Source organism: Enterobacter sp. HSTU-ASh6, assembly GCF_026319105.1.
In the GTDB taxonomy this organism is placed as follows: domain Bacteria; phylum Pseudomonadota; class Gammaproteobacteria; order Enterobacterales; family Enterobacteriaceae; genus Enterobacter; species Enterobacter sichuanensis.
In genome coordinates this window covers 154,306-179,301 of record NZ_WSPD01000003.1, presented here as the reverse complement: position 1 = coordinate 179,301, position 24,996 = coordinate 154,306, and the positions used below count along the sequence as shown (strand labels likewise).

The window sequence follows — 24,996 nt, the reverse complement described above, 5'->3', positions numbered from 1 at the left end:
AAATAGCCGCATATTCTACCCGTTATCTACGGGCGCGCCAAACCACTGATGATACCAGCGGGGTAAAATTTGTTCTCGCAAGCGTCGGATTTGCCAGTGATGTTGCGAGAATGTCACCGATATTTGTCCAGAATGAGGCGTATCGTGCCAGAGATACCCCTCTTTTCGATAACGCCGCACGACTTTAGCCGACGGGAAATGCCACGCGTTGTAGCGGGCCGCCGAATCCAGTGCAATCTGCCCTTCCGCCCGCTGTACCAGTGGCAACGATGAAGACGTATTGCTGCCATGATGGGGAACTTGTATGAGCGTGGTTCTCAGATGACGCCAGTAATGGCTAAGCATAGCCTGTTCCGCAGGCGCTTCAATGTCTCCCGTCAGCAGAACACTCTGCTCACCGTCATCAACTTTTACCACACAGGAAGCGTTATTCCCCTGGGAGGGATAATTCTCTGGTGGCCAGTGAACGGTAATGGTAAGTCCCTGCCATTGCCAGCGTTGTCCCCGGAAACAAGGGCGATGACCTGCCTGACGTAAGGGGCTTCTTATCCACATTTCAGGCCAGGCTTTTTTCAGCGATACCAGGCCCCCTGCATGGTCGAGGTGATCATGACTGAGAATGACGCCTTCCGGCCGCAAGTGATGCCAGCGAAGCCACGAAATAATTAACCGCTGCGCGCTGTCTCCGCCCGGCCAGGCGAGCCCGGTATCATACAGAAGGGCTTTTCCCTGCCGTTCAATGACCATAGCCAGCCCCTGCCCTACATCCAGCATATGTAGCGTCCAGCTATCGCTTTTTGTTGTTCGCCACAGGGGATATGTCAACAGGACGCTGCCTGCCAGACAAACGGCAGGAACGATTTTCCAGGCACGAAAACGCCAGCCCGCGATGGCAAGCCAGGGCAGCAATGACAGGTACTGCCAGCGTTGATCCACATTTTGCCAGCCATCAGGCAGGCGCATCAGTAGCCAAAAGAGTCCCGCAAGCGACTTATCGGCCGCAAACCAGACTGCACTTTCTACCGCCGCCAGCGGCAGCAGATGGAGCAGCATACCGAGCAGGATCAGCGGCACGGAGACAAACGTCACCAGGGGAACGGCAAAGAGATTGGCAATAAGGGACGAGAGGCTGAAACCATGGAAAATCAGCACCTGCAACGGCATAAGCAGCAGCAACATTCCGACCTGTAGATATACGAGGTTCAGGAGTGGTCGTATCCGACGAACCCGGTGCCAGTGAGGAAGCGGCAACCACTGAAACCAGAAAATCAACGCAGCGACGGCAAATGCTGACAGGGCCAGACTTTGCGACAGTACGGCTAACGGATCGCTTAGCAGGATCGCCGCGATACAGCAAAACCATACCTGCCAGGGAGACCATTGACGGGCCGTAATACGTAACGTCGCGAGTACAGCAAGGGCGATAACCGTTCGCATTGCCGGTGGCTGTAAACCGGTAAGCCAGGCGTAAAAAGCGGCAAACGCCAACCCGGCCAGGAGAGGCATTTGCCAGCGGATCTGATGGGCGGGTAATAACAACTGGAAACCGCGAGCCAGTAACCAGACGATGGATGCTGCCAGTGCGATATGCAGACCTGAAATCGCCATGAGATGCAGCGTGCCGGTTTCTCGCATCAGATCTTTTATTTCCCGTGGGACATCCAGACGCTCCCCCATCCCCAACCCGAGGATAACCGCTCCCCATTGATAAGCAGAAAGTCGCTTTTGCAGTGACATCAGGTATTGTGCGCGCAGGCTGCAGCGCCCATCGACGCGTTCCGCATGGGTGAACCGTCCGCTCAGCGTTTGATGTTGAGCAAGAGCGCTTCGCTGGGCATCATAGCCTCCGTCGTTCAGTTCGCCGTGCACTGGCCTGAGTCTGAGCGTCATGGCCCAGCGCTGACCGGCACATACGTTCTGTGGCAGATCGTTGCCATACAGGGTTACGCCCGTGGACGCCCACCAGCGTTGACCGTCCACGCTGAGAATGTTTCCCTGGAGCAGGGTTTTGCCATCTGTCGCGGTGATCTCGACCTCAGCCCGCACCGCTCCCGAGGTTAAATGCGCCATAGGCCAGACGCTCTCCTGCGCGGCAAGGATCCCCCATACACAAAATAACACCCCCATCCCCAAATACTTCAGTTGTACGTTTCGCCGTGCAGCCAGCACGACACCACCCACAATCATTATCCAGACGAGATGACGTGATGGCAGCTCAGGTAACCAGAGCAAAGGGGTTATTGCCAGAATGGCGCAGATGCTCAGCGCGGGTATGCCCATTGCTACCTCCCTGTTTCAGGATGGCAGTATGTAAGCAGGCAGAGCGTGTTGTCAGGTGGGAAGACCAGGTTTTACAGCACGTGCCGTACTGTTTTTATCCGTTTGCAGAAACGGAAATGAAAAATGCGGGAGCTCTTCAGAATGAAGATGTTAAGCACAAAAAAAGCACCCGCAGGTGCTTTCTTTCGAACCCAGTTTACCCCAAGGGATAAACTCAGTTGCCATAAATATTGGCGCGATCGCGCAGTTCTTTACCTGGCTTAAAGTGCGGAACGTACTTACCTTCCAGTTCGACTTTATCGCCCGTTTTCGGGTTACGCCCGGTACGTGGAGCACGATAGTGCAGAGAAAAACTACCGAAACCGCGGATTTCAATGCGCTCGCCCTGGGCAAGAGTGGAGGCCATATGCTCCAGCATCTCTTTTACGGCATCTTCCACTGCCTTGGCAGGGATATGCGGTTGCTGACTGGCAAGTCTTTCAATCAATTCTGACTTGGTCATGATTCCTCCGGTTCCTTTCAAACCAATTAGCTGAACAGCTCATTAAACAAGGGCGGCCGTAGCCGCCCTTTGTTATTGATTACAGGACGGATCCTGCAATCTGTCAAGTTTGCTCCTCATCCTTCGCGCTGTAAATGCGTTACAGCTCAAATGATGCTGAGAACCTGATATTACTCGCCTTTAGCTGCTTTGAAAGCTTCAGCCATTGCGTTGTTAGAGAAGTTTGCATCTTCCTGTTTGTTAACAGTTGCGATTGCATCTTTCTCATCAGCTTCGTCTTTAGCACGAACAGACAGGCTGATTGCACGGTTCTTACGGTCAACACCGGTGAACTTAGCTTCAACGTCGTCGCCTACGTTCAGAACCAGAGTGGCATCTTCAACGCGGTCACGGGAAGCTTCAGAAGCGCGCAGGTAACCTTCAACGCCGTCAGCCAGTTCTACGGTTGCGCCTTTAGCGTCAACTGCAGTCACTTTACCGTTTACGATTGCGCCTTTCTTGTTCAGTGCAACCCAGTTGTTGAACGGATCTTCCGCGAGCTGTTTAACGCCCAGGGAGATACGCTCACGCTCTGCGTCAACCTGCAGAACAACTGCAGCGATTTCGTCGCCTTTTTTGTATTCACGAACTGCTTCTTCGCCTGCAACGTTCCAGGAGATGTCAGACAGGTGAACCAGGCCATCGATGCCGCCGTCCAGGCCGATGAAGATACCGAAGTCAGTGATAGACTTGATTTTACCTTCAACACGGTCGCCCTTGTTGTGGGTTTCCGCGAACTGCTGCCATGGGTTGTTTTTGCACTGCTTCAGGCCCAGGGAGATACGACGACGTTCTTCGTCGATATCCAGAACCATCACTTCCACTACATCACCAACGTTAACAACTTTGGATGGGTGGATGTTTTTGTTGGTCCAGTCCATTTCGGAAACGTGTACCAGACCTTCAACGCCTTCTTCGATTTCAACGAAGCAGCCGTAGTCAGTCAGGTTGGTCACGCGACCAGTCAGTTTGGTACCTTCTGGGTAACGCTTAGCGATAGCTACCCATGGATCTTCGCCCAGCTGTTTCAGGCCGAGGGATACACGAGTACGCTCGCGGTCGAACTTCAGCACTTTAACAGTGATTTCGTCGCCCACGTTCACGATTTCGCTTGGGTGCTTAACGCGTTTCCACGCCATGTCGGTGATGTGCAGCAGGCCATCAACGCCGCCCAGGTCAACGAATGCGCCGTAGTCAGTGAGGTTCTTAACGATACCTTTGACTTCCATGCCTTCCTGCAGGTTTTCCAGCAGCTGATCGCGTTCTGCGCTGTTTTCGGATTCGATAACGGCACGACGGGAAACAACAACGTTGTTACGCTTCTGGTCCAGCTTGATTACTTTGAACTCAAGCTCTTTGCCTTCGAGGTGCAGGGTGTCACGGACTGGACGAACGTCTACCAGAGAACCTGGCAGGAACGCACGAATACCATTCAGCTCAACAGTGAAGCCACCTTTAACTTTGCCGTTGATAACACCGACCACAGTTTCAGCTTCTTCGTAAGCTTTCTCCAGCGTGATCCATGCTTCGTGACGTTTAGCTTTCTCACGAGACAGCAGGGTTTCGCCGAAGCCGTCTTCTACTGCGTCCAGAGCAACGTCAACTTCGTCACCCACCTGGATTTCCAGCTCGCCCTGGGCGTTTTTGAACTGCTCTGCCGGAATGGCGGACTCAGATTTCAGACCGGCGTCAACCAGTACTACGTCTTTGTCGATAGCAACAACAACACCGCGAACGATGGAACCCGGACGGGTTTCGATTTCTTTTAAGGATTCTTCAAACAGTTGAGCAAAAGATTCAGTCATGTTTAATCTTCAGGTTAATATTAACGTCCACCTGGCTCCGTGCCGGATGGGGTTGTTTCACATACCCGCCGTCAATCCATTGCAGCGGGGGTACTGCTAAATCGGTCGCGATTACGCGAGTGCCAGTTTTTGGCGCGCATATTGTAGCGCTTTTTCAATCACTTGCTCAATAGTTAAACTGGTGGAATCCAGAACTAATGCATCTTCTGCAGGAACAAGTGGGGCGACGGCGCGGTTACGATCGCGGTCATCGCGCTCTTTTATCTCGGATAAAAGGCGATCAAAGTTAACACTAAACCCCTTCTCCTGCAACTGAAGCATGCGGCGTTGCGCACGTTCTTCCGAAGAGGCGTCAAGGAAAATTTTCACCGGCGCATCAGGGAATACCACGGTTCCCATATCACGTCCGTCCGCAATCAGACCCGGGGCTTCACGGAACGCGCGCTGACGACGTAACAGCGCCTCACGAACGCGCGGGAATGCCGCCACCTGGGAGGCGGCATTCGCCACTTCCTGCGTACGAATTTCGCCGCTCACGTCTTCCCCTTCAAGGATGACTTCGAGGTTGCCATCGGTCGACACGAAACGCACATCCAGATGCGCCGCCAACGGAACCAGCGCCTCTTCAGAGGCTACATCCACATGATGATGCAGTGCAGCCAGCGCCAGCACGCGATAGATTGCTCCCGAATCTAAAAGATGCCATTGCAATGCTTCCGCCATCGCTTTGCACAGCGTACCTTTCCCTGCGCCACTAGGCCCATCAATGGTGATTACCGGGGCAACTGCCGTCATCTTTTTCTCCTTAAATAAGGCATACCGTTTACATAAACGCCGCGCATTATACGCGCCAACGTGCGCAACTGTTACCTTTGCGTGCAAATTAGGGAATTAATGAAGCAGAGTGTAGAAGAAATGCGCGTGAATGAACGTCAGGAAGCGTAAGCAAATGCCGCATCGGGCGATGCGGCACGCTGTTATCAGGCCAGAGTACTGATGCGGGCCAGCTGTTCGAAGTAGTCCGGGAAGGTTTTCGCCGTACATTTTGGATCGAGGATGGTCACCGCGGTATCGGACAGCGCCACCAGCGAGAAGCACATCGCCATACGGTGATCGTTGTAGGTCCCAATTTCCGCGAACTGCAGTTTTGCCGGAGGCGTAACGCGAATGTAGTCTTCGCCCTCTTCCACTTCAGCTCCCACCTTACGCAACTCGGTGGCCATTGCGAACAGACGATCTGTCTCTTTCACGCGCCAGTTGTAGATGTTACGCAGCGTGGTGGTGCCTTTTGCAAAAAGCGCCGCCGTGGCGATGGTCATCGCCGCATCCGGGATATGGTTCATGTCCATATCAATGGCCTTCAATTCACCGTGTGTACAGGAGATGAAATCATCGCCCCAGGTGACAATGGCGCCCATTTTCTCCAGCACGTCAGCAAAACGAATATCGCCCTGCACGCTGTTACGGCCAATGCCGGTCACTTTCACCGTGCCGCCTTTAATCGCCCCGGCAGCCAGGAAATACGAAGCGGAAGAGGCATCCCCTTCCACCAGGTAATGGCCCGGAGACTGATATTGCTGGGCGCCGCGAACGACAAAACGCTGATAAGCCTGGTTTTCAACCTCTACACCGAAGGTCTTCATCAGATGCAGCGTAATATCAATGTACGGTTTGGAAACCAGATCGCCCTTAATAGTGATAACGGTATCCTGCGGTGCCAGCGGTGCGGTCATCAGCAGCGCCGTCAGGAACTGGCTGGATACGCTACCGTCAACCTCGACGTTACCGCCGGTAAACCCTCCGCGCAGACGCAGGGGTGGATAATTCTCTTGCTCCAGATACTCAATCTGCGCGCCGCCCTGACGAAGGGCATCCACCAGATGGCCGATCGGGCGCTCTTTCATGCGCGGCTCGCCTGTCAGGACAATGTTGTTGCTGCCCAGACACAGCGCTGCCGCCAGCGGACGCATTGCGGTCCCCGCGTTACCCAGAAACAGTTCAAGCTCATCAGCCGAGCGTAGCGCGCCGCCGTTCCCCGTCACCTCGCAGCGGGTACGGTCGTCAGACAGCGTGTAATGAACTCCCAACGCTTTCAGCGCATTGAGCATATGGCGCACGTCATCGCTGTCCAGCAGGTTCGTGAGGACGGTGGTGCCGTTTGCCAGAGCTGCCAGCAGCAGAGCGCGGTTCGAGACACTTTTTGAACCAGGCAGATTGATGGTGCCATCTACCCGCGCGATAGGTTGTAACGTCAGGGATTCCATGAAACTTATCTCAACTCAACATAATAAAAACCCCGCAGCAGGGCTACGGGGGTGAAAACAGCGCAATTAACCGTGGCGACGTTCGAAGTCAATCATGAAATCGGTCAGCGCTTTAACGCCTTCCAGCGGCATGGCGTTATAGATGGAGGCACGCATGCCGCCCACCACTCGGTGGCCTTTCAGCGCGTGCAGACCTGCCGCGAAGGACTCTTCCAGGAAGACTTTATCCAGGTTGCTGTCCGCCAGCTGGAACGGCACGTTCATGCGCGAACGGTTGGCTTTCGCCACATCGTTACGATAGAAATCGCTCTTATCAATCACGCCGTACAGCAGCTCGGCTTTCTGCTGATTAACCTTGTCCATCTGCGCCACACCGCCGTTTTGCTTCAGCCATTTGAAGACCAGGCCGGACAGGTACCAGGCAAACGTCGGCGGGGTGTTGAACATGGAGTCGTTATCGTTCAGCACGGTGTAATCGAGAATCGACGGGCAGGATTTATGCGCTTTACCCAGCAGGTCTTCGCGCACGATGACGATAGTCAGGCCAGCAGGGCCGATATTTTTCTGCGCGCCCGCATAAATTACACCGTAGCGACTGACGTCAACTGGCGCAGAAAGAATGGTGGAGGAGAAATCTGCGGCAACCACCACGTCTTTACCGAAGTTCGGGGTCTCGTCGATGGCGATACCGTCGATGGTTTCGTTCGGGCAGTAGTGAAGATACGCAGCGTTGTCAGAGAGTTGCCACTCGCTCATGGGCTTCACGGCACGCAGACCGTCAACGGTCACTTTGGCGTCGATAACATTCGGCGTGCAGTACTTGTGCGCTTCTTTCACCGCACTGGCCGCCCAGTAGCCCGCATCAACGTAGTCTGCCGTCGTTTTATCACCCAGGATGTTTAGCGGTATGCCAGCAAACTGGCCGCGTCCGCCGCCATGGCAGAACAATACTTTGTAGTTGGAGGGAATATTCAGCAGATCGCGAAAATCCTTTTCTGCCTCTTCCGCCACCTGAATAAACTCTTTACCCCGGTGGCTGATTTCCATCACCGACGTCCCCAGACCGTTCCAGTCACAAAGTTCCTGTTGAGCCTGTTTAAGCACGTCTGCCGGTAACATTGCCGGACCTGAACTGAAATTAAAGACTTGAGCCATTTCCCCTCACCACGCTAAAAGCCATAAGTTATAACTGTGGATATCGGTTTTATCATTCAGTGACACGCGCCGCAATGTCTAAAACTTATGACCGGTGAAATGTGCCCCGCGTCACACAAAACAATCTGCCGCCTCGCTATCGCAAAACCGACAAAATGGCTGTCAGGTGATCCGTTTAGCCCGGCTAACCTTCGTCCATTCCGGATTTGCACAACGAGGGCATAATTGACGATCGCCAGGCTTCATGGCCACAACATGGCTACATCTTACGCAAGCGTAATCGCCTGCTTCGGGGACCGTCCTGAAACGCTCGATCAGCATATCCGGCAAAATACAGAGGCCGGGCTTTACGTCCTCATCCGCGTAGTAATAGACGCTGATCTGCCCGTTAGTTTCCATTATCGCCAGACGCACCTGCCCGAGCTGTTCCACGCTGTTCAGGCGCAGCTCCATAAAGAACTCAAACTCGGTCATATTGGCGCTCTGGACATTTTCCCAGGCCAGCTGACCGTCCTCGACGATCACGACCGGCTTTCCTTCAAGCAGATCTTCCAGCTTTTCGCTTTTCGACATCAGCCACATCACCAGGCGATAGAGGAGCGCCAGTGAGACAAAAACGATAAACACCGGCACCATCGGCACATCATCATAAAAAGCGACATCCCCCGCCGCTGAACCCAGCGTCAGGATGATCAATACTTCAAAAAGCGACATCTGCCGCACGCCGCGACGACCGGTGATTTTAAGAAACAGGAAGACCAGAACGAAGGTATACAGACTACGCAGCGCCACTTCGCCTAAAAATTCGGGAGGGACTTTATCAAACGCCATCCGCTGGAGATCGAATGCTTTCATTTTTCTATGCCTTAACAGTGAGTTACTGACAGTAAGCATAGCCCAGTCTTTTATTTTCGCCGGAGATAGCACCTGTCACGCAAAACCCGTATCATTGCGCGCTTTACGTACGATAAAAGTGAACGCCATGACTCAAACGTTTATCCCCGGCAAAGACGCCGCCCTGGAAGATTCCATCGCTCGCTTCCAGCAGAAACTGACCGACCTGGGTTTTAACATCGAAGAAGCCTCCTGGCTCAATCCGGTGCCGCATGTCTGGTCCGTACATATTCGCGATAAAGACTGTGCCCTGTGCTTTACCAACGGTAAAGGCGCGACAAAAAAAGCGGCACTGGCCTCTGCGCTGGGTGAGTATTTTGAGCGTCTGTCCACCAACTACTTCTTCGCCGATTTCTGGCTGGGTGAAACCATCGCTAACGGCCCGTTCGTTCACTACCCGAATGAAAAATGGTTCCCGCTGACCGAAGATGACGAACTGCCGGAAGGTATCCTGGATACGCGTCTGCGCGCGTTTTACGATCCCGAAAACGAACTGACCGCCAGCATGCTGATCGATCTGCAGTCCGGTAACGAAGATCGCGGTATTTGCGCCCTGCCATTCACCCGTCAGTCGGATGAGCAGACCGTCTATATTCCGATGAACATCGTCGGCAACCTGTACGTGTCTAACGGCATGTCCGCCGGTAATACCCGCAATGAAGCGCGCGTGCAGGGTCTGTCTGAAGTCTTCGAACGCCACATTAAAAACCGCATTATTGCCGAATCCATCAGCCTGCCTGAAATTCCGGCAGACGTGCTGGCGCGTTATCCGGGCGTGGTGGAATCCATCGCCAAACTGGAAGCCGAAGGTTTCCCAATCTTTGCGTATGACGGCTCGCTGGGCGGTAAATACCCGGTTATCTGCGTTGTGCTGTTTAACCCGACGAATGGCACCTGCTTCGCCTCCTTCGGCGCACATCCGGACTTCGGCGTAGCGCTGGAACGTACCGTGACCGAACTGCTTCAGGGCCGTAGCCTGAAAGACCTCGACGTGTTTACGCCGCCAACGTTCGACGATGAAGAAGTGGCTGAGCATACCAATCTGGAAACCCACTTCATCGACTCCAGCGGTTTGATCTCATGGGATCTGTTCAAACAGGACGCAGACTATCCTTTCGTGGACTGGAGCTTTGCCGGTACCACGGAAGAAGAGTTCGCCACGCTGATGGCCATCTTCAAATCCGAAGATAAAGAAGTCTACATTGCTGACTACGAGCACCTGGGCGTCTATGCGTGCCGTATTATTGTTCCTGGCATGTCCGACATCTACCCTGCTGAAGATCTGTGGCTGGCGAATAACAGCATGGGCGCGCATCTGCGTGAAACGCTGCTGGCACTGCCGGGCAGCGAATGGGAAAAAGAGGATTATCTGAACCTGATCGCCCAGCTGGACGAGGAAGGCCACGATGACTTCACACGCGTACGCGAGCTGCTCGGTCTGGCCACCGGTAAAGATAACGGCTGGTATACCCTGCGCATCGGCGAGCTGAAAGCGATGCTGGCGCTGGCGGGCGGCGATCTGGATCAGGCCCTGGCCTGGACCGAGTGGACCATGGAGTTTAACCAGTCGGTCTTCTCTGCCGAGCGCACCAACTATTACCGCTGCCTGCAAACCCTCCTGCTTCTCGCGCAGGAAGAGGATCGTGAGCCGCTGCAGTATCTGAATGCTTTTGTGCGCATGTACGGTGCCGAGGCGGTAGAAGCGGCCAGCGCGGCGCTGAGCGGTGAAGAGCCGTTCTACGGTCTGCAGGCTGTTGACAGCGATCTGAAAGCCTTCCCGGCGCATCAGTCGCTGCTGAAGGCCTATGAGAAGCTGCAGAAAGCGAAAGCCGCTTACTGGTCAAAATAAGCGCACATAACATTACCAGCAGTAGGCGTATTCAATCAGCTGGGCTATATTACGGGGCAATTTCATTGCCCCTTTTTTTATTTTCTTCGGCAATGACTGTTGATTGTAATAATAAAGTTAATCATGGGTAAATATAATAATATCTACCCGGACTTTACTGTTACTTTTTATGGCTAATACTCCATATTAATTAACTGTTTCAGAGGTGGCCGAACGAAGAAATTCAACTCTTTTCACAACTTTTAAAATTTATTTTTATACGGATAATCAAATACTTACTCCGCATTTGGTGTAAAACCATACACACTGCGGGCCTATAAGCCAGGCGAGATATGATCTATATCAATTTCTCTTCTATAATGCTTTGTTAGTATCTCGTCGCCGACTTAATAAAGAGAGAGTTAGTGTGAAAGCTGACAACCCTTTTGATCTTTTACTCCCCGCTGCGATGGCAAAAGTCGCCGAAGAAGCGGGTGTCTATAAAGCAACGAAACACCCGATGAAGACGTTCTATCTGGCGATCACGGCTGGTGTGTTCATCTCTATCGCTTTCGTCTTCTACATCACCGCCACCACCGGTACTGCCGGAATGCCTTTTGGCATGGCCAAACTGATTGGCGGCATTTGCTTCTCACTGGGTCTGATTCTTTGCGTCATTTGCGGTGCCGATCTCTTCACCTCAACGGTGCTGATTGTCGTGGCAAAGGCCAGCGGAAGAATTACCTGGGGTCAGCTGGCACGTAACTGGCTTAACGTCTACGTGGGTAACCTGGTTGGCTGTCTGCTCTTTGTTTTGTTGATGTGGCTTTCTGGCGAGTACATGACCGCCAACGGCGGCTGGGGACTGAACGTCCTGCAAACCGCCGACCACAAAATGCACCACACATTTATTGAAGCCGTTGCTCTCGGCATCCTCGCGAACCTGATGGTCTGCCTGGCTGTATGGATGAGCTACTCCGGTCGTAGCCTGATGGACAAAGCCTTAATCATGGTTCTGCCGGTTGCGATGTTTGTTGCCAGCGGCTTTGAGCACAGTATCGCGAATATGTTCATGATCCCAATGGGCATTGTCATCCGCGACTTTGCAAGCCCGGAGTTCTGGACCGCAGTTGGTTCATCCCCGGAAAGTTTCTCTCACCTGACTATTATGAATTTCATTACTGATAACCTGATCCCTGTCACTATCGGGAACATTATCGGTGGGGGTCTGTTAGTTGGGTTGACATACTGGGTCATTTACCTGCGTGGCGACGATCATCATTGATGGTTTTCTCAGGCAGTAAATAAAAAATCCACTTAAGAAGGTAGGTGTTACATGTCCGAGCTTAATGAAAAGTTAGCCACAGCCTGGGAAGGTTTTGCGAAAGGTGACTGGCAGAATGAAGTCAACGTACGTGACTTCATTCAGAAAAACTATACCCCGTATGAAGGTGACGAATCCTTCCTGGCTGGCGCAACTGAAGCGACCACCAAGCTGTGGGACAGCGTAATGGAAGGCGTTAAACTGGAAAACCGCACTCACGCGCCAGTTGATTTTGACACCTCCGTGGCTTCCACCATCACTTCTCACGACGCTGGCTATATCAACAAAGCCCTTGAGAAAATCGTTGGTCTGCAGACTGAAGCACCACTGAAACGCGCAATCATCCCGTTCGGTGGTATTAAAATGGTTGAAGGTTCCTGCAAAGCGTATAACCGCGAGCTGGACCCAATGCTGAAAAAAATCTTCACCGAATACCGCAAAACCCATAACCAGGGCGTATTCGATGTTTACACCAAAGACATTCTGAACTGCCGTAAATCTGGCGTTCTGACTGGTCTGCCAGATGCCTATGGCCGTGGCCGTATCATCGGTGACTACCGTCGCGTTGCGCTGTACGGTATCGACTTCCTGATGAAAGACAAGTACGCGCAGTTTGTTTCCCTGCAGTCCGATCTGGAAAACGGCGTAAACCTGGAAGCGACTATCCGTCTGCGTGAAGAGATTGCTGAACAGCACCGCGCGCTGGGTCAGATCAAAGAAATGGCAGCGAAATACGGCTGCGATATCTCTGGTCCTGCAACCAACGCTCAGGAAGCTATCCAGTGGACCTACTTCGGCTACCTGGCCGCAGTTAAGTCTCAGAACGGTGCCGCAATGTCCTTCGGTCGCGTATCCACCTTCCTGGATGCCTACATCGAACGTGACCTGAAAGCTGGCAAAATTACCGAGCAAGACGCACAGGAAATGATTGACCACCTGGTCATGAAACTGCGTATGGTTCGCTTCCTGCGTACCCCTGAATACGATGAGCTGTTCTCCGGTGACCCAATCTGGGCAACTGAATCTATCGGTGGTATGGGCGTTGATGGTCGTACTCTGGTAACTAAAAACAGCTTCCGCTTCCTGAACACCCTGTACACCATGGGTCCTTCTCCGGAGCCGAACATCACCGTTCTGTGGTCTGAAAAACTGCCTCTGAACTTCAAGAAATTCGCCGCTAAAGTGTCCATCGACACCTCTTCTCTGCAGTACGAGAACGATGACCTGATGCGTCCGGACTTCAACAACGACGATTACGCTATCGCTTGCTGCGTAAGCCCAATGGTTGTTGGTAAACAAATGCAGTTCTTCGGTGCGCGTGCAAACCTGGCGAAAACCATGCTGTACGCTATCAACGGCGGCGTTGATGAAAAACTGAAAATGCAGGTGGGTCCTAAGTCTGAGCCGATCAAAGGCGATGTTCTGAACTTCGACGAAGTCATGGACCGCATGGATCACTTCATGGACTGGCTGGCTAAACAGTATGTCACTGCGCTGAACGTTATCCACTACATGCATGACAAGTACAGCTACGAAGCCTCTCTGATGGCGCTGCACGACCGTGACGTTATCCGCACCATGGCGTGTGGTATCGCAGGTCTGTCCGTTGCTGCTGACTCCCTGTCTGCAATCAAATATGCGAAAGTTAAACCAATTCGTGACGAAGATGGTCTGGCTATCGACTTCGAAATCGAAGGCGAATACCCGCAGTTTGGTAACAACGACGCTCGCGTGGATGACATGGCGGTTGACCTGGTAGAACGTTTCATGAAGAAAATTCAGAAACTCACTACCTACCGTAACGCTATCCCGACTCAGTCTGTTCTGACCATCACCTCTAACGTTGTGTATGGTAAGAAAACCGGTAACACCCCAGACGGTCGTCGTGCTGGCGCGCCATTCGGCCCAGGTGCTAACCCAATGCACGGTCGTGACCAGAAAGGTGCTGTTGCCTCTCTGACATCCGTTGCGAAACTGCCGTTTGCTTACGCGAAAGATGGTATCTCCTATACCTTCTCTATCGTGCCAAACGCGCTGGGTAAAGACGACGAAGTGCGTAAAACAAACCTCGCGGGTCTGATGGATGGTTACTTCCACCACGAAGCGTCCATCGAAGGTGGTCAGCACCTGAACGTGAACGTAATGAACCGTGAAATGCTGCTCGACGCGATGGAACACCCTGAGAAATATCCTCAGCTGACCATCCGCGTATCTGGCTACGCAGTACGTTTTAACTCCCTGACCAAAGAACAGCAGCAGGACGTTATCACCCGTACTTTCACTCAGTCCATGTAAGTGGAAATGACTGAAATCACGCGTTAAAAAGCGTACAATAAAGGCTCCACGTCAGTGGGGCCTTTTTAGCACCCTCTCCACCTCAGTCTCTTTTGTCCGCTATCTATACTCTATGGATATCAGCCAAAACAGACTTCAACACAGCCGGTTTTGAGCTGTGCATACACAGGCCCCGGACGGGCCGATGCTGGAGATATCACCGCAATGTCAACTATTGGTCGCATTCACTCCTTTGAATCCTGTGGCACCGTCGATGGCCCGGGTATCCGCTTTATTACCTTTTTCCAGGGCTGCCTGATGCGCTGCCTGTACTGCCATAACCGCGACACCTGGGACACGCACGGCGGGAAAGAAGTGACCGTCGACGATCTGATGAAAGAGGTGGTGACCTACCGCCACTTTATGAACGCGTCCGGCGGTGGTGTGACGGCGTCCGGTGGCGAGGCCATTCTTCAGGCCGAGTTTGTCCGCGACTGGTTCCGCGCCTGCCACAAAGAAGGTATTCATACCTGCCTCGACACGAACGGTTTTGTGCGCCGCTACGATCCCGTTATTGATGAATTGCTCGAAGTGACCGATCTGGTGATGCTCGATCTCAAACAGATGAACGACGAGATCCACCAGAATCTGGTTGGCGTGTCCAACCACCGTACGCTGGAGTTTGCTAAATATATCTCAGCAAAAGGCATCAAAACCTGGATCCGCTACGTGGTGGTTCCTGGCTGGTCAGATGACGACGATTCCGCGCACCGCCTGGGCGAATTTACCCGCGACATGGGCAACGTCGAGAAAATTGAGCTTCTGCCCTACCATGAACTGGGAAAACATAAATGGGTGGCGATGGGCGAAGAATATAAGCTTGATGGCGTGAAGCCGCCGAAGAAAGAGACCATGGAGCGCGTGAAAGGTATTCTTGAACAGTACGGTCACAAAGTAATGTATTAATATTAAAGAAGAGGCCCGGTAAAAACCGGGCCTTATTTATTCTATTTGAACACACCGTTAATAATGGTCGTCACCACAGCCGTGCTGAGTGCAATTAAGACCAGATCGTCACCGACCACGCGCCATTCATAGCCAGGATAGGAGGGCAGCTGGTCCAGCATAGAAGCCGGCACGGTTTTCTTCGCAATCCCCGGAGGCAGTGGTTTACCGCGTGCAAGGTTTTTCGCAATGCCCGGAGGCAGTGACTCATAGCCGGTTAAACCATAGTTCACTGCCAGATGACGGGCATGATCGAAGCTTACACGAGCATCGACATCATCGCTGACGCTTTTATTTGATTTACCCGGGTTGTCTGTATTGTGTTTACTACCATGGGTACTGGAATTTCCGTTACCGTGATTTCCGGAATTGCCGTGATTACCACCATTACCTTGTCCGCCACTGTTACCGTGACCACCACCGCCATTCCCGTTTCCAGGATTAGCCATGACCGGTGCTGTAGCAAACGTTAAAGACAACACTACTGCCAGTGCGGTAGTGGTTAAACGACATGTAGCCATGATTGCTGCCTTTTAGTGATAGAACTCACCTGAATTATCACCTGGCGCGGTAAACAAACAATGCGTAAAAGTCTTAGATGTGATGGGGACAAAAAGCCAGTCGATGACTGGCTTTTATTTAATCAGGCATGGGCCACTGGCGTTGGATGTTCGCCCGCTTTGCGCAGCAGCATCAGGAGATAAATAAACGACACGCTGGCGATCATGATGAACAGCAAATTGTCGGAATAATTCTGCATTAGCATCGCGGTAAATGTCGGCCCTAATAAACTGCCGATGGTATAGCTCAGTAAAAGCGCCTGGTTCATAGCCACCAGCTGATGATGTTCCACTTTCTCACAGGCCCAGGCCATCGCGACCGGATAGAGCGTGAAACCGGCAGCCCCAAGAATAAACAGCGCCGGTGCCATCGCGGCGTTGCTGAGCATGGCGAGGCATCCCATGATCACCACGAAGACCTGAACGCGCAGCACCAGCAGGCGGCCAAAACGGTCCGCCAGACGGCCAATAGGCCACTGGCCGAGAATGCCCGCACTCACCATCACCGCCATCCAGAAGCCGATCCCGGAATCGCTGACGCCCTGATGGTTCAGATAGAGCGGCATCAGGCCATAGAGCGAGCCCAGTACAATCCCGGAAATAATGCAGCCGTTTACCCCCAGACGTGCCTGCCGGAGTCTCAGCATTGGCCAGACGTGGGTGGCTTCCTGATGTTCGCTGTTCTGGTTCACAATACGCGTGAAGAGCAGCGGCAGGATTGCGGCCAGCACCATACCCGTCACCCACGGCAGAACGCTCATCAGATCGGTTGGCAGCTTGCTGACCATCAGCTGCCCCAGCACGGTCCCCACGTAGTACACCATCATATAGGCTGCCAGCAGGCGCCCGCGGTTGCGCGACGTGCCGCTGCACATTAACGCACTTTCAACGACCACCCAAATCATCGCGCAGCCTACGCCGGCGATAAAACGCCACACCATCCAGCTCCAGAAGCCGACCATCAGGCCCAGCCCCGCACACCCGGCGGCGAAAATCAGCGAGGCCAGGTAATAGCTGCGGTTAAAGCCTAAGCGCTTAATAAGGCTCCCGGTCACCAGCGTCCCCAGCAGGTTTCCGGTAAAAAAGGACGAGCTGACCATACCCACCTGCCAGGTCGGTAAGTTTTCATGGGCGAGCCACAGTGGAACGAGCGTATTTAACACTGCGATCGCCAGGGTCAACAGCAGCAGGCCACAGAGCAACAGCAGCACTGGCCGGGTATAGGTGGTCATGGATTAAAAGCCGTGAGGAAGTTCAGATTTCGTGCGCATCATGCCACTGGCAAAAACAAAGTCAATCCACTGACTTAGCCGCCAGGCACAATATGTTCCCTGTCGATTTAAAAAACTTATCCTGCTAATGCCACGCCTGCTATAGATATTAATTATGTCTCTGTTTTTGTTTATTAATGGCCTAAATTAAAACAAAACGACAGTCGAAAAATTTCATGATCGGAAAAAAGAAAAGCCGGGCGCTCTGACCCGGCTTTACAGAAGGGATGACCGTATCAACTGGCGACAGCCATACCCACGGTCATATGCAATCCGTAGAATACCCCACGGCCAATCAGTTCGCCCGCCAGGACGAGTACAAAGGCCAGTGACAGCAGCGGCAGCGCGGGCTGGTAACCTTTGAGCTGCGGGGTAATCCAGAATACCAATGCCGCGACCAGCAGAACGACACGCCAGGCCATCAGCGAACCGTAATCCGGCACCAGGGCAGACGCCTGCTGAATCGAACTGTGAATGGTTGCCAGTTCAGCGCCCTGCATCAGGGCAACCATAGCACTCACGACCAGCGCCAGCAGCGAAACGGCAGGCAGCAAGCGCATAGCCCAACCGTCTACCCCCGCCACGCGCAGCAGCAGATAGCCCAGCAGCGGCCCGCCGATAAACATGGTCAGGAAGAAGCTCATTGGCGTCCAGACGGTGTACCAGGTTGGAACCGTGTCGATGGTGTTATAAACGCGCACCATCATCCACACGAACACCACGCCCAGCACCATGGTCACGATCAGCCACAGGCTGCGCAGAGCCGCAGGCAGCTTCTTCATTGCGGCCAGCAGCCAGCCCAGCCCGCCAACGGCAAAGAAAATCGCCCCGCTGGCAATCTCATTACTGAGGGACGAGGCGCCCACACGGTTCAGAGAATTAAATGCGCGCATCGGCGAGCCCAGGTGCAGCGTAGAAGCAATAAAGCCAATCCCCATGAGCACCCACAGGCCAAACATGCTCAACACTAAACGCTGCTGCTGTTCGCCGCTGAGATTGCCCTTCAGCAGCGCCAGCGCGAGCACAATGAAGCCACCAGCCACGCACTGACCAAAGACCGTGAAGATCATCAGCGGCCATTCATGCCATCCACTTCCCATCTCACACCTCCTTCGGATTTGCCAGGTAGCCGGTGGTATCACCTGTAGGACGGCTGTTGGCGTTAGGTTTAATCACAATACTCGGCTTCGTGAAGTGCGCAGACGGCAGGGGCGCCACTGCGGCAAGCTGACCGTGTTTTTGACGCAGCTCTTCAACTGGGCCGAAGTCCAGCGCGCGCAGCGGGCAGGATTCGACGCAAATCGGCTTTTTGCCCTCTGCGACGCGGGTGTGGCAGCCATCGCATTTGGTCATATGCCCTTTCGCGGCGTTGTACTGCGGTGCGCCGTAGGGGCAGGCCATATGGCAATAGCGACAGCCGATGCAAACATCTTCATCCACCACCACAAAACCGTCTTCGCGCTTATGCATCGCGCCGCTCGGGCAGACCTTGGTACAGGCGGGATCTTCACAGTGGTTACAGGCAATCGACAGGTAATAAGCGAACACGTTCTGATGCCAGACGCCGTTATCTTCCTGCCAGTCGCCCCCGGCGTATTCGTAGATACGACGGAAGCTCACGTCCGGAGTCAGGTCTTTGTAATCTTTACAGGCCAGCTCGCAGGTTTTGCACCCGGTGCAACGGCTGGAATCAATAAAAAATCCATACTGGGTTGTCATCGGTTACTCCTTAAACCTTTTCAACCTGGACAAGGTTTGTGTGGGATGGGTTGCCTTTCGCCAGCGGCGACGGGCGCTGCGTGGTCAGTACGTTAATACTGCCAGCCTGATCGATGCCCTTTGCATCCGGGCTGTACCAGGCGCCCTCCCCCAGCGCCACCACCCCGGGCATCATGCGCGGGGTCACTTTGGCTTCAATATGGACCTCGCCGCGGCCGTTAAAGATCCGCACGCGATCGCCATTGCTGATGCCACGCGCTTTGGCATCCATCGGGTTGATCCACATCTCCTGTCGACAGGCCGCTTTCAGGACATCGACGTTACCGTAGGTGGAGTGAACACGCGCTTTGTAGTGGAAGCCGGTCAGTTGCAGCGGGAATTTCGCCGTCAGCGGATCGTTATAGTTTTCAAAACCCGGCGTGTAGATCGGCAGCGGATCGATAACGTCACCTTCCGGCAGCTCCCAGGTAGAGGCGATTTTTGCCAGCTCTTCGGAGTAGATTTCGATTTTGCCCGACGGCGTGGTTAGCGGGTTCGCCTGCGGATCTTCACGGAACGCTTTGTACGCCACGTGATGCCCTTCCGGGTCACGCTGTTTGTACATACCCTGCTTGCGGAAGGTATCGAAGTCCGGCAGATCGGGGATCGCTTTACGGGAGAGCTCGTGAAGATGGCGCATCCACCCTTCCTGAGTACGCCCCTCGGTAAACTGCTGCTCTACACCAAGCCGTTTCGCCAGTTCGGAGGTCATTTCATAGATGGTTTTGCACTCAAAACGCGGCTTGATGGCCTGGTCGGTGAAGATCACATAGGACATGTTGCCGCAGGAGGCATCCAGCGCGAAATCCATCTGCTCAGAGGCGGTGCAGTCCGGCAGCAGAATATCGGCATATTTTGCCGAGGAGGTCATGTGACAGTCGATCACCACAATCATCTCGCACTTCTTGTCGTCCTGCAGGATTTCATGGGTACGGTTAATTTCGGAGTGCTGGTTGATAAGACAGTTGCCGGCATAGTTCCAGATCATCTTGATCGGCACATCCAGCTTGTCCTTACCGCGAACACCGTCGCGCAGGGCGGTCATTTCCGGGCCACGTTCAATCGCATCGGTCCACATAAACATGGAGATGCTGGTCTTCACGGGGTTGTCCAGGGTCGGCATCCGTTCAAACGGCAGCGAGTACGAACCTTCACGCGCGCCGGTATTACCGCCGTGAATACCGACGTTGCCGGTCAGAATAGAGAGCATAGAGATAGCGCGGGTGGCAATTTCGCCGTTCGCATGGCGCTGTGGACCCCAGCCCTGGCTGATGTAGGCAGGTTTTGCTGAGCCAATTTCACGTGCCAGCTGCACAATACGTTCCGCCGGAATATCGGTAATGGTAGATGCCCACGCCGGCGTTTTCGCCACGCCGTCGCTGCCCTGGCCAAGAATATAGGCTTTGTAATGCCCGTTTGCTGGCGCACTGGCCGGCAGGGTTTTCTCGTCATAGCCGACGCAGTATTTATCCAGGAAAGGCTGATCGACGAGGTTTTCGGTGATCATCACCCAGGCCAGTGCGGAGACCAGCGCCGCATCGGTCCCTGGACGAATGGGGATCCATTCATCTTCACGCCCTGCACCGGTGTCGGTATAGCGCGGATCGATGATGATCATGCGGGCATTGGATTTGGCGCGGGCCTGTTCCAGATAGTAGGTCACCCCGCCGCCGCTCATACGCGTTTCACCCGGGTTGTTACCGAACAGCACGACCAGCTTACTGTTTTCGATATCCGACGGGCTGTTGCCGTCCGCCCAGCCACCGTAGGTGTAGTTCAGGCCAGCGGCGATCTGCGCCGAGGAGTAATCACCGTAGTGATTGAGATAACCGCCGCAGCAGTTCATCAGGCGCGCTACCAGCGTTTTACCCGGTGGCCAGGAGCGGGTCAGCGTGCCGCCGAGCGTTCCGGTGCCGTAGTTCAGGTAGATTGATTCATTGCCGTACTCTTTGATCAAACGCTGCATATTGCTGGCGATGATATCGTAGGCTTCATCCCAGCTAATCCGCTCGAACTTTCCTTCTCCACGCTTACCGACGCGTTTCATCGGGTATTTCAGACGGTCCGGGTTATACACGCGACGACGCATGGAGCGGCCACGCAGACAAGCCCGAACCTGATGTAATCCTTCATAGCTATCGTCGCCAGTATTATCGGTTTCGACATACTTAATTTCGCCGTCCACCACGTGCATACGCAGGGGACAACGGCTACCACAGTTGACGGTACAGGCACTCCACACCACTTTTTCCGGCGTGGTGGCTGGGGAGAGTGCCTCTGCCGCCGATGCCAGTCGGGTAAAAGGGAGCGTGAAGGCGCTGCTGGCTACAGCCAGACCGCCTATTGCCGTGGTTTTCATCAACCCACGGCGAGTGACCTCGGCAGCCATGAGTGCTTCAGGCGCGTTGATTTTCATAGAAACTCACTTTGGTTGCTCACAAAGAAAAGAGAGGCGGCGCGAACCGCAACATAGCTTTATAGATATCGAATTTCCGGGTATTCAGCTTTTTATGCTGACTTTCATTCGCAACAGTATTACTACTTTGGAGGGAGGGGGTATTGCGTCGTATCAATTCACAGACATAAAAAAAGCGCCCGCAGGCGCTTTTTTGTTTTGAGGCAAATCATTAGCCGATGTACTGCAGGCCTTTCATGTATGGACGCAGCACTTCAGGGATCTCGATGCGACCATCTGCCTGCTGGTAGTTTTCCATCACAGCAACCAGCGTACGGCCAACCGCCAGACCAGAACCGTTCAGGGTGTGCACCAGACGGGTTTTCTTGTCAGATTTGCTGCGGCAGCGTGCCTGCATACGGCGCGCCTGGAAATCCCAGACGTTAGAGCAGGAGGAGATTTCACGGTAGGTGTTCTGCGCAGGCACCCACACTTCAAGGTCGAAGGTTTTGCGGGCGCCAAAGCCCATATCACCGGTGCACAGGGCCATACGACGGTACGGCAGACCCAGCAGCTCCAGCACCTTCTCTGCGTGACCGGTCATCTCTTCCAGCGCATCCATGGAATCTTCAGGACGGACGATCTGCACCATCTCAACTTTATCAAACTGGTGCATACGGATCAGACCGCGCGTGTCGCGACCGTAAGAGCCTGCTTCAGAACGGAAGCACGGAGAGTGCGCCGTCAGTTTGATAGGCAGATCGTCTTCATCGATGATCTCATCACGCACGAGGTTGGTCAGCGGCACTTCCGCCGTTGGGATCAGCGCGTAATTGCTGCTGTCCGCTTCCTCGTCCAGCGGACGAGTGTGGAACAGATCGCCGGCAAATTTCGGCAACTGACCGGTACCGTACAGGGTATCGTGGTTAACCAGATACGGAACATAAGTTTCACTGTAGCCGTGCTGCTCGGTGTGCAGATCCAGCATGAACTGCGCCAGAGCGCGGTGCAGATGAGCAATCTGGCCTTTCATCACCACAAAGCGAGAACCTGTCAGCTTAACTGCTGCTGCAAAGTCCAGGCCTGTGTGCATTTCGCCCAGCGTCACGTGATCGCGCACCTCGAAGTCAAACTCACGAGGTGTACCCCAGCGTTTCACTTCAACGTTGTCGTTTTCATCTTTACCGACAGGGACGCTGTCGTCAGGAATATTCGGGATAGCCAGGGCAATATCACGAATTTCGGCCTGAAGAACATCCAGTTCGGCTTTCGCCTGATCCAGTTCTTCACCCAGTTTGTTCACTTCCAGGCGTAATGGCTCAATATCTTCCCCGCGCGCTTTCGCCTGGCCAATGGATTTCGATCGAGAATTACGCTCTGCCTGCAGATTTTCAGTTTGTACCTGCAGAACTTTACGACGCTCTTCAAGAGCGCGCAGCTTATCTACATCCAGCTTAAAGCCCCGGCGTGCCAGTTTTTCAGCGACTGCGTCTGGCTCATTACGCAGCAGATTGGGATCGAGCATGCTTATCCTGTGCTTATCGAATTAAAATAGGAAAAAGTGACCACAGCCTGCGATCACAGGGATACAACGCCAACATTACCGCAACGACTGCACTAACGGTAGCGTTTTATAGGGCTATTTTGATCCTGTCCGGCGAGCCAGGCGAGCTTTTCGCCAATCTTGCCTTCAAGACCTCTGTTTGTGGGGTGATAATAGCGGGTTTGTGCCATCTCCTGCGGGAAATATTCCTCACCGGCCGCGTAGGCATTGGGTTCATCATGGGCGTAACGGTACTCCTGCCCATACCCCATCTCTTTCATCAGTTTGGTTGGCGCATTACGCAGGTGAACCGGCACATCGTAGTCCGGGCGTTCACGCGCATCAGACATCGCCGCTTTAAACGCGGTATAAACGGCATTGCTTTTCGGCGCACAGGCCAGATAGACAATCGCCTGGGCAATTGCACGCTCGCCTTCCGCCGGACCCACACGGGTGAAACAGTCCCACGCCGACAGCGCGACCTGCATGGCACGAGGATCGGCATTGCCGACATCTTCTGAGGCAATCGCCAGGCAGCGGCGCGCAACGTACAGCGGATCGCCACCGGCAGTAATGATGCGCGCGTACCAGTACAGTGCCGCATCTGGCGCGCTGCCGCGCACGGATTTATGCAGGGCAGAAATGAGATCGTAAAATCGATCGCCTTTATTATCGAAACGCGCGCTGCGCTCCCCGGCTATTTCGGTGAGCAGTTCCGGCTTCAGCACTCGTTTGCCAGCATCGTCGACTTCGGCCATGTCGGCCATCATCTCCAGCGTGTTCAGAGCCCGACGCGCATCACCGTTCACCAGCTCCGCAATCGCACGACGCGTGTCGTCAGGCAGTACGATATCCTGCCCGCCGTAGCCGCGCGCTTTATCGTCCATCGCCTGGGTGAGAACCTTTTCGATATCCTCGACGGTCAACGATTTGAGCAAGTAAACGCGCGCACGAGACAGCAGCGCTGAGTTCAGTTCAAACGAGGGGTTTTCGGTGGTCGCCCCGATGAAGAAGATCGTGCCGTCTTCAATGTGCGGCAGAAAGGCATCCTGCTGGCTTTTGTTGAAGCGGTGAACTTCGTCCACGAAGAGGATAGTCCTGCGCCCGGCATTGCGGTTCTGCCGCGCGCGCTCGATCGCTTCGCGGATCTCTTTCACGCCGGAGGTAACAGCAGAGATGCGTTCAACATCCGCGTTCGCATAGCGGGCGATCACTTCGGCAAGCGTGGTTTTGCCCGTGCCGGGTGGCCCCCAGAGGATCATCGAGTGAAGATGCCCGGCCTCAATGGCGCGCGGCAATGGCTTACCGGCAGCCAGCAGGTGTTGCTGGCCGATATACTGCGCTAAATTTTCTGGCCGCATACGAGCGGCCAGAGGTTGAAACGCGTTGTCTGAAAAATCGAGCGACAGATTGCTCACTCACGCCTCTTACTTACGTTGGTCATCCACCGTTACGCCCTGCGGCGGGGTAAAGGTGAATTTCGATGCATCTACAGCGCCATTCTGCTGAGACTTCAGCTGATAGCTGCTGCGCTGATCGTCCTGCTCAACGGCGCCAAACTGATTAATGGTACCGTTGGGGCTTACGTTAATGGTGAACTGCTTCAGGTTGCCGTTACTGCCTTTTGGCGTCAGGACAAACTCGTCCCCCGTCTGCTTAATATTGTACTGCTGCCAGTCGCTGGCCTGGTTGCGGGCAATCAGCATAAATGGCGTATTGCTGGTGGCATCTTTCAGCCAGGTCGCCGTTGCCTGCTCAACGAACGGGTTGAAGAACCATAGCGTTTTACCGTCAGACACCAGGATGCTTTCATCCGGCTGGGTCATGTGCCAGTTAAACAGATTCGGGCGTTTTACCCACAAATCTCCCTGACCTTCCTGCACCGCGTTGCCGCTGCCGTCAGTCACTTTTTGCGTGAAGCTGGCGTGGAAGCTGCTTACTTTATCCAGTCGGCTTTTAAGGTCGCTGGCTGCATCAGCCCAGACGCTGCTGGCAACAAAACTGGTGAGTAATGCACAGGCGATGGCGATTTTTTTCATTGTTAATCCTTAAAATACGTCTTCCCAATATGGGGTTTCCGTCTTCTATTCTGAACCTGC

The 24,996-nt window shown here is 53.9% G+C and carries 19 protein-coding genes; 4 read left to right on the top strand and 15 right to left on the bottom strand.

The features are described from left to right. Positions 1 to 15: 15 nt before the first annotated feature. The 7 genes from GM298_RS04865 to GM298_RS04835 form a co-directional block, all read right to left on the bottom strand. Positions 16 to 2,280, bottom strand: a complete 2,265-nt coding sequence (locus GM298_RS04865; protein ID WP_266153703.1) for a ComEC family protein — start codon at positions 2,278 to 2,280, stop codon at positions 16 to 18. Positions 2,281 to 2,494: 214 nt separating this feature from the next. Beyond that, positions 2,495 to 2,782, bottom strand: coding sequence for an integration host factor subunit beta (gene ihfB, locus GM298_RS04860; RefSeq protein ID WP_008499965.1), 288 nt, complete (start codon positions 2,780 to 2,782; stop codon positions 2,495 to 2,497). A gap of 170 nt (positions 2,783 to 2,952) precedes the next feature. Beyond that, positions 2,953 to 4,626 (bottom strand): 30S ribosomal protein S1, encoded by a 1,674-nt coding sequence (gene rpsA / locus GM298_RS04855; RefSeq protein WP_008499966.1) that lies wholly within the window; start codon positions 4,624 to 4,626, stop codon positions 2,953 to 2,955. 111 nt (positions 4,627 to 4,737) lie between these two features. After that, positions 4,738 to 5,421 (bottom strand): (d)CMP kinase, encoded by a 684-nt coding sequence (gene cmk, locus GM298_RS04850; protein WP_013097305.1) that lies wholly within the window; start codon positions 5,419 to 5,421, stop codon positions 4,738 to 4,740. A 185-nt stretch (positions 5,422 to 5,606) separates the two neighbouring features. Continuing rightward, complete coding sequence (aroA, locus tag GM298_RS04845; RefSeq protein WP_045284487.1) at positions 5,607 to 6,890, bottom strand: 3-phosphoshikimate 1-carboxyvinyltransferase; 1,284 nt, start codon at positions 6,888 to 6,890, stop codon at positions 5,607 to 5,609. A 66-nt stretch (positions 6,891 to 6,956) separates the two neighbouring features. After that, the gene (serC, locus tag GM298_RS04840) at positions 6,957 to 8,045 is read right to left on the bottom strand and encodes a 3-phosphoserine/phosphohydroxythreonine transaminase (protein ID WP_252087335.1); all 1,089 of its coding nucleotides are present in this window, start codon (positions 8,043 to 8,045) and stop codon (positions 6,957 to 6,959) included. 162 nt (positions 8,046 to 8,207) lie between these two features. Next, on the bottom strand, positions 8,208 to 8,900 hold the full coding sequence (locus GM298_RS04835; RefSeq protein WP_025756012.1) for a DUF421 domain-containing protein: 693 nt from the start codon (positions 8,898 to 8,900) through the stop codon (positions 8,208 to 8,210). 127 nt (positions 8,901 to 9,027) lie between these two features. On the opposite strand from GM298_RS04835, the gene ycaO reads away from it, so the two are divergent. The 4 genes from ycaO (at position 9,028) to pflA (ending at position 15,331) form a co-directional block, all read left to right on the top strand. Continuing rightward, positions 9,028 to 10,788, top strand: coding sequence for a 30S ribosomal protein S12 methylthiotransferase accessory factor YcaO (gene ycaO / locus GM298_RS04830; RefSeq protein WP_162185033.1), 1,761 nt, complete (start codon positions 9,028 to 9,030; stop codon positions 10,786 to 10,788). Positions 10,789 to 11,194: 406 nt separating this feature from the next. Further along, positions 11,195 to 12,052: a formate transporter FocA gene (gene focA, locus GM298_RS04825; protein WP_008499974.1), complete on the top strand. Its 858-nt coding sequence runs from the start codon at positions 11,195 to 11,197 to the stop codon at positions 12,050 to 12,052. A 51-nt stretch (positions 12,053 to 12,103) separates the two neighbouring features. Further along, complete coding sequence (gene pflB / locus GM298_RS04820; protein WP_045284490.1) at positions 12,104 to 14,386, top strand: formate C-acetyltransferase; 2,283 nt, start codon at positions 12,104 to 12,106, stop codon at positions 14,384 to 14,386. A gap of 204 nt (positions 14,387 to 14,590) precedes the next feature. After that, complete coding sequence (pflA, locus tag GM298_RS04815; RefSeq protein ID WP_025756015.1) at positions 14,591 to 15,331, top strand: pyruvate formate lyase 1-activating protein; 741 nt, start codon at positions 14,591 to 14,593, stop codon at positions 15,329 to 15,331. A gap of 41 nt (positions 15,332 to 15,372) precedes the next feature. Here pflA and GM298_RS04810 read toward each other — a convergent pair whose 3' ends face one another. The 8 genes from GM298_RS04810 to lolA form a co-directional block, all read right to left on the bottom strand. Next, positions 15,373 to 15,891 (bottom strand): anti-virulence regulator CigR family protein, encoded by a 519-nt coding sequence (locus GM298_RS04810; RefSeq protein ID WP_266153701.1) that lies wholly within the window; start codon positions 15,889 to 15,891, stop codon positions 15,373 to 15,375. A 122-nt stretch (positions 15,892 to 16,013) separates the two neighbouring features. Further along, positions 16,014 to 17,162 (bottom strand): MFS transporter, encoded by a 1,149-nt coding sequence (locus GM298_RS04805; RefSeq protein ID WP_025756017.1) that lies wholly within the window; start codon positions 17,160 to 17,162, stop codon positions 16,014 to 16,016. A 275-nt stretch (positions 17,163 to 17,437) separates the two neighbouring features. Beyond that, a complete protein-coding gene (locus tag GM298_RS04800) occupies positions 17,438 to 18,301 on the bottom strand; it encodes a dimethyl sulfoxide reductase anchor subunit family protein (RefSeq protein WP_262783575.1) in 864 nt (287 codons plus the stop codon). A gap of 1 nt (position 18,302) precedes the next feature. Continuing rightward, complete coding sequence (locus GM298_RS04795) at positions 18,303 to 18,920, bottom strand: DMSO/selenate family reductase complex B subunit (protein ID WP_025756019.1); 618 nt, start codon at positions 18,918 to 18,920, stop codon at positions 18,303 to 18,305. Positions 18,921 to 18,930: 10 nt separating this feature from the next. Then, a complete protein-coding gene (gene dmsA / locus GM298_RS04790; RefSeq protein WP_266153700.1) occupies positions 18,931 to 21,375 on the bottom strand; it encodes a dimethylsulfoxide reductase subunit A in 2,445 nt (814 codons plus the stop codon). Between the two features lie 211 nt (positions 21,376 to 21,586). Then, the gene (serS, locus tag GM298_RS04785; RefSeq protein ID WP_025756021.1) at positions 21,587 to 22,879 is read right to left on the bottom strand and encodes a serine--tRNA ligase; all 1,293 of its coding nucleotides are present in this window, start codon (positions 22,877 to 22,879) and stop codon (positions 21,587 to 21,589) included. 92 nt (positions 22,880 to 22,971) lie between these two features. Continuing rightward, positions 22,972 to 24,315 (bottom strand): replication-associated recombination protein RarA, encoded by a 1,344-nt coding sequence (gene rarA / locus GM298_RS04780; protein ID WP_025756022.1) that lies wholly within the window; start codon positions 24,313 to 24,315, stop codon positions 22,972 to 22,974. Positions 24,316 to 24,324: 9 nt separating this feature from the next. Further along, complete coding sequence (lolA, locus tag GM298_RS04775; protein WP_059386168.1) at positions 24,325 to 24,936, bottom strand: outer membrane lipoprotein chaperone LolA; 612 nt, start codon at positions 24,934 to 24,936, stop codon at positions 24,325 to 24,327. Positions 24,937 to 24,996: the final 60 nt, after the last annotated feature.

Coding starts and splice junctions, on each gene's coding strand:
- serS (WP_025756021.1), bottom strand. CDS start 22,879: ATGCTCGATCCCAATCTGCTGCGTAATGAGCCAGACGCAGTCGCTGAA.
- GM298_RS04865 (WP_266153703.1), bottom strand. CDS start 2,280: ATGGGCATACCCGCGCTGAGCATCTGCGCCATTCTGGCAATAACCCCT.
- ihfB (WP_008499965.1), bottom strand. CDS start 2,782: ATGACCAAGTCAGAATTGATTGAAAGACTTGCCAGTCAGCAACCGCAT.
- GM298_RS04805 (WP_025756017.1), bottom strand. CDS start 17,162: ATGACCACCTATACCCGGCCAGTGCTGCTGTTGCTCTGTGGCCTGCTG.
- rpsA (WP_008499966.1), bottom strand. CDS start 4,626: ATGACTGAATCTTTTGCTCAACTGTTTGAAGAATCCTTAAAAGAAATC.
- ycaO (WP_162185033.1), top strand. CDS start 9,028: ATGACTCAAACGTTTATCCCCGGCAAAGACGCCGCCCTGGAAGATTCC.
- pflB (WP_045284490.1), top strand. CDS start 12,104: ATGTCCGAGCTTAATGAAAAGTTAGCCACAGCCTGGGAAGGTTTTGCG.
- cmk (WP_013097305.1), bottom strand. CDS start 5,421: ATGACGGCAGTTGCCCCGGTAATCACCATTGATGGGCCTAGTGGCGCA.
- GM298_RS04800 (WP_262783575.1), bottom strand. CDS start 18,301: ATGGGAAGTGGATGGCATGAATGGCCGCTGATGATCTTCACGGTCTTT.
- lolA (WP_059386168.1), bottom strand. CDS start 24,936: ATGAAAAAAATCGCCATCGCCTGTGCATTACTCACCAGTTTTGTTGCC.
- GM298_RS04795 (WP_025756019.1), bottom strand. CDS start 18,920: ATGACAACCCAGTATGGATTTTTTATTGATTCCAGCCGTTGCACCGGG.
- aroA (WP_045284487.1), bottom strand. CDS start 6,890: ATGGAATCCCTGACGTTACAACCTATCGCGCGGGTAGATGGCACCATC.
- dmsA (WP_266153700.1), bottom strand. CDS start 21,375: ATGAAAATCAACGCGCCTGAAGCACTCATGGCTGCCGAGGTCACTCGC.
- GM298_RS04835 (WP_025756012.1), bottom strand. CDS start 8,900: ATGAAAGCATTCGATCTCCAGCGGATGGCGTTTGATAAAGTCCCTCCC.
- pflA (WP_025756015.1), top strand. CDS start 14,591: ATGTCAACTATTGGTCGCATTCACTCCTTTGAATCCTGTGGCACCGTC.
- GM298_RS04810 (WP_266153701.1), bottom strand. CDS start 15,891: ATGGCTACATGTCGTTTAACCACTACCGCACTGGCAGTAGTGTTGTCT.
- serC (WP_252087335.1), bottom strand. CDS start 8,045: ATGGCTCAAGTCTTTAATTTCAGTTCAGGTCCGGCAATGTTACCGGCA.